The following is a 5,234-nucleotide window of genomic DNA, read 5'->3' as shown; positions in this document are numbered from 1 at the left end:
GGACGGTCTTCGCGAGCGATCACCACCGCCTGCTGCACACCGTCGACGGCGGCCAGTGCGGCCTCGACTTCAGCGGGCTCGATGCGATACCCGCGGATCTTGACCTGCTCGTCGGCGCGCCCGAGGTAGTGGAGTTGGCCGTCGGGACGCCAGCGCACCAGATCTCCGGTGCGATACATCCGTGTCGTGGGTGCTCCCGCGGCCACGAACGGGCACGCCACAAACCGCGATCCGGTCAGCCCGGCCCGGCCCAGATACCCCAGGCCCACACCCCGGCCCGCCACATACAACTCCCCGACGACACCCGTCGGCACCGGCCGCAACCATTCGTCGAGCACGAACAGCGCCGTCGTCGACACCGGCGCGCCGATCGGCACCACGTCGACGCCCACCGACAGCGGCGCGCTCAGCGAGGCGTACACCGTGGCCTCGGTGGGGCCGTAGGCGTTGATCACCACCCGACCCGGCGCCCAGCGATCCACCACCTCGGACGGACAGGCCTCGCCACCGAGCAGCAGCGCCACCGCATCCAGCCCCTCCGGGCTCAGGGCGGCTACCGCCGACGGCGTTTGGGTGAGCACGTTCACCTGTTCGGCGATCAGCAGCGCCTGGAAGTCGTCGGGGGAGCGGACCACCGAATCGGGGACCACCACCAGCCGCCCGCCGCCTAACAACGCGGCCCAGATCTCCCACACCGAGAAGTCGAACGCATACGAGTGGCACTGCGTCCACACCTGCGTCGCGGGCAGGCTCCGGGGCGAGGACGCCGCCAGATGATTCAGGTTGTGGTGCGTGACGGCAACGCCTTTGGGTGTTCCGGTGGTGCCCGAGGTGTAGATCAGGTAGGCGATGTCGTCGGGGTCGGGTACCGGCAGCGCGGTGCGGGGCTGTGCGTGCACAAACTGGTCGTCGACATCGATGACCGGGAGGTCGCGCCCGTGCAGCCGAGTGCGCAACCCGGCGCTGGTGATCGCGACGACCGGGGCGGCGTCGTCGAGCATGAACCCGATCCGCGCGTCGGGCAGCGCGGGGTCGATCGCCAGGTAAGCCGCACCGGTTTTCAGGACCGCGAGCATCGCGACCACGGCCTGCGCCGAGCGCTCCAGGACCACTGCCACGCAGGCACCCCGGCCGACCCCTCGGTCGGCGAGCAGGTGCGCCCACCGGTCAGCGGCTTCGTCGAGCTGTCGGTAGGTGATCGACAGGTTCCCGAAGGTCACCGCTTCGGCCCCCGGTTTCCTGGCCACCTGCGCGGCGAACAGCGTCGGAACCGACACCCGAGTGGGTGCGGGATGAGTCAACACCGCCCGGTGGCCCCACCGATCCAGGTCGGCATGCTCGGACTGGTCGAGCAGATCGATCGACGAGAGCCGGCGGGCCGGGTCGGCGGTCATTGCCGCCAGCACCCGCCGCAACCGGGTGACCAGCAGCGCGACGCCGGCGGTGTCGAACACGTCGGTGCGAAATTCCACCGCACCGTCGATCCCGGCGGGTTCACCGTCGTTGCTCCACCGCTCGGCCAACGAAAACGACAGGTCCACCCGGGCGGTGTGGGTGTCCACCGGCAGCGGGGTGACGGCGAGGTCGCCGAGAGTCAGCCCGGCGGTGGTCTGGCCGGTATCGGCCGGCAGGTGTTGCCAGTCCAGCAACACTTGCACCAGGGGGTGGTGAGTCAGGGACCGGGTGGGGTTGAGCCGCTCGACGATGACTTCGAAGGGCACATCTTGATGCTCGTAGGCGGCCAGGCTGCGCACGCGGACTTGGTCCAGCACCTCGGCGATGGTGGGATCACCGGTCAGGTCGACGCGCAGCACCAGGGTGTTGACGAAGAAACCGACCAACTCGTCCAGCGCTGGATCGCGCCGTCCGGCGATCGGAAACCCCACTGCCACATCAGGACTGGCGCTGAGCTTGGACAGCAGGATGGCCAGGGCGGCCTGGATCAGCATGAAGCTGGTCGCGTTGTGTTCGCGGGCCACCCGAACAACCTGCTGCTGCAACTCAACCGGCCAGTCCACCGCCACGGTGTCGCCGTCCTGGTCGGCGACCGGTGGATAGGGCCGATCGGTGGGTAGCGCTAGCCGCTCGGGCATGCCGGCCAGAGCGCCCTCCCAGTAGGCGAGTTGCGCGGCGATGGGACTGCCGTCGTCGTCGATGTCGCCGAGCTGCGCACGCTGCCACAAGGTGTAATCCACGTACTGCACCGGCAATGCGGGCCAGTCGGGCGGCTGTCCGGCGCACCGGGCGCCGTAGGCCATCCCCAGATCCCGAACCAGCGGGGTGACCGACAAGCCGTCGGCGGCGATATGGTGCACCACGCCCACCAACACGTGCTCGTTGTCGCTGACCCGGAAAACCTCTGCCTGCAAAGGGATCTCGGTGGAAAGATCAAAAGCGTACTTCGTCGCCAGGCTGACGGCCTCGGTCAGCCGGGCGGCCGGCCATCCGCTGGCGTCGACGACCTGCCAGCCGAAATTGGCCCGCTCGGGCGGCAGCACGCACTGCTCGGGAGTGCCGTCGGTGGCGACGAACAGCGTGCGCAGGCTTTCGTGGCGCTCGACCACATCGCACAGCGCCGCAGCCAACGCCTCGATGTCGAGCGGCCCGCACAGCCGCAACGCCACCGCCATGTTGTACACCGGCGACGGACCCTGTAACTGGTCGATGAACCACAGCCGCTGCTGGGCGAAGGACAACGGAATCACCGCAGGCCGCTCGTGCGCCGTCAATGCCGCAACGGCCGGTTGGGCGATGTGCGGTCGTACCCACTGGGCCAGTGCGGCGACGGTGGCTTGGTCGAAGATGGTGTGGACGGGGACGTCGACGCCGAGGGCGGCGCTGATGCGTGCGGCCAAGCGCATGGCCAGCAGCGAATGCCCGCCCAGATCGAAGAACGAGTCGTCGATGCCGACGCGCTCGACGCCGAGCACGTTGGCGTAGAGGTCGGCCAGGGTGTGTTCGAGGGCGTCGGTGGGGGCGCGGTGGCGGCCGAAGTCTGAGTATTCGGGCGCGGGTAGCGCGCGGGTGTCGAGCTTGCCGTTGACCGTCAGGGGCAGCGCGCTCAGGGCGACGACGGCGGCGGGCACCATGTAGGCGGGCAGCGTCGCGGCCAGCGCCGCACGGGTGTCGGCGGGGTGGGCGGTGCCGGTGATGTAGCCGACCAGTCGCAAGGCGCCGGGGCTGTCTTCGCGGGCGATCACCGCGGCTTGCTCGACGCCGGCCTGGGCGGCCAGCGCGGCCTGGACGTCGCCGAGTTCGATGCGGTAGCCGCGGATTTTGACCTGCTCGTCGGCGCGCCCGAGGTAGTGCAGTTGCCCATCGCCACCCCAGCGCACCAGGTCTCCGGTGCGATACATCCGTGTCGGGGGCGCTCCCTCGGCCACGAACGGGCACGCCACAAACCGTGACGCGGTCAGCCCGGCCCGGCCCAGGTACCCCAGGCCCACACCACGACCGGCCACATACAACTCCCCGACCACACCCGTCGGCACCGGCCGAAGCCACCCGTCCAGCACGAAAAACGCCGCCCCCGACAACGGCGCACCGATCGGCACCACACCGGATCCCGCTGTCAAGGGCGAACTGATCGACGCGTCGACCGTCGTCTCGGTCGGGCCGTACACATTGAGCATCGCCCGGCCCGGCGCCCAGCGATCCACCAATTCGGCGGGACAGGGCTCGGCGCCGATCAGTAACGCCACCGACTCCAAGCCCGCCGGGGACAACGCCCCTGCCTCCGACGGGGTTTGGCTGAGGACGGTGACGTGTTCCGCGGTGAGCAGGGCGCGCAGGTGGGCGGGTGCCAGGGTGCTGGATTCGGGCACGATCACCAGCCGCCCGCCGCCCAGCAGCGCACCGAAGATTTCCTGAATCGAGACGTCGAAGGCCAGCGAGTGGCTGTGTGACCAGACCCCCGCCGGGGGCAGGTGGGTGTGCAGTGAGCGGAACAGCTCGGTGACGTTGCGATGCGTGATGGCAACGCCTTTGGGCGTGCCGGTGGTTCCTGAGGTGTAGATCAGGTAGGCGATGCCGTCGGGGTCGAGGTGGGGGTCGGGTAGCGGGGGGTGCGGTTCGGTGATGTTGCCGGCGTCGTCGACGGTGATGACGGGCACGTCAGGATGCTGCGAGCGATCGCGCAACCCGGTGGTGCTCAGGACGGCGATGGGTGCGGCGTCGGACAGGATGAGCGCGATCCGGGTGTCCGGCAGCGCGGGGTCGACGGGTAGGTAGGCGGCACCGGTCTTCAGGACGGCCATGATCGCGACAATCGCGTCGGCGCTGCGGGTCATCAGCAGCGCGACCCGTTGTCCGGGGACCGCGCCGCGACGGCTCAGCAGGTGGGCCAGCCGGTTGGCGGCGGTGTCGAGTTCGCGGTAGCTCAGGGTGCGACCCTGGTCGCTGACCGCGATGGCGTCGGGGTGCTGTGCCACCCTGGTGGCGAATGCCGCCGGGATCGAGACGCCGGTTGTGGTGGGTTGGGTCAGCACCGCGTGATTGCCCCAGCTGTGTAGACGGGCGTGGTCGGCGGCGTCGAGGACGTCGATGGTCGACAGCGGGCGGGTGGGGTCATCGGCCATCGCGGCCAGCACCCGGGTGAATCGTCGGGCCAGTGCTTCGATGTCCGCGGCGTCGAACGCGGCCGTGTCGTATTCGATCCGCAGGCCCAGTTCGGCGCCGGGCAGGGCTTGGATGGTCAGTGGGTAGTGGTTGTATTCCCGGTTGCTGAATTCCGAGACGGTCAGCCCGTCGACGCCCAGCGGGGCGGTGGTGTCGAGCGGGTAGTTCTCGTAGACGAACAACGTGTCGAACAGCTGCTCGTGGCCGGTGAGGCGGTGCATCTCGCTCAGCGCCAGGTGTTGATGGTCCAGGGTCTGGTTGTGGGTGGTGTGCAGTTGGGCCAGCAGGTCGGCGGCGGTGGTGGAAGCGGTCAGGGCCGCGCGCGCCGGCACGGTGTTGATGAACAGCCCCACCATCGACTCGGCGCCGGGTACCTCGGCGGGCCGGCCGGACACGGTGGTGCCGAAGGCGACGTCGCGGCGGCCGGTCATCCCGCACAGCAGTTGGGCGTAGGCGCCGTGCAACACGACGTTGACCGTGGTGTGGCAGCAGCGGGCCAGCTCGCGGGCCGCAGTGGTGATCGGCTTGGGCACAGTGAACGACGCCACCGCGCGTCGGCCCACCCCCGACCGGCCCAGGCCCGACCAGACGGGCGGGCCGACCAGGGTGGGGGTGTC

General features: G+C 69.8%; 1 protein-coding gene. It reads right to left on the bottom strand.

Annotated features, from left to right (window positions below; translation table 11 throughout):
* Window positions 1–5,234, bottom strand: a 5,234-nt coding sequence (locus AC2VNT_RS04855) for an amino acid adenylation domain-containing protein (protein WP_486945775.1), incomplete at both ends; no start/stop codon positions are given.

The organism is Mycobacterium sp. TH-M15 (genome assembly GCF_057473705.1).
Note: the sequence above shows the minus strand (reverse complement) of the source record. Positions and strands in the feature narration are given on the sequence as shown.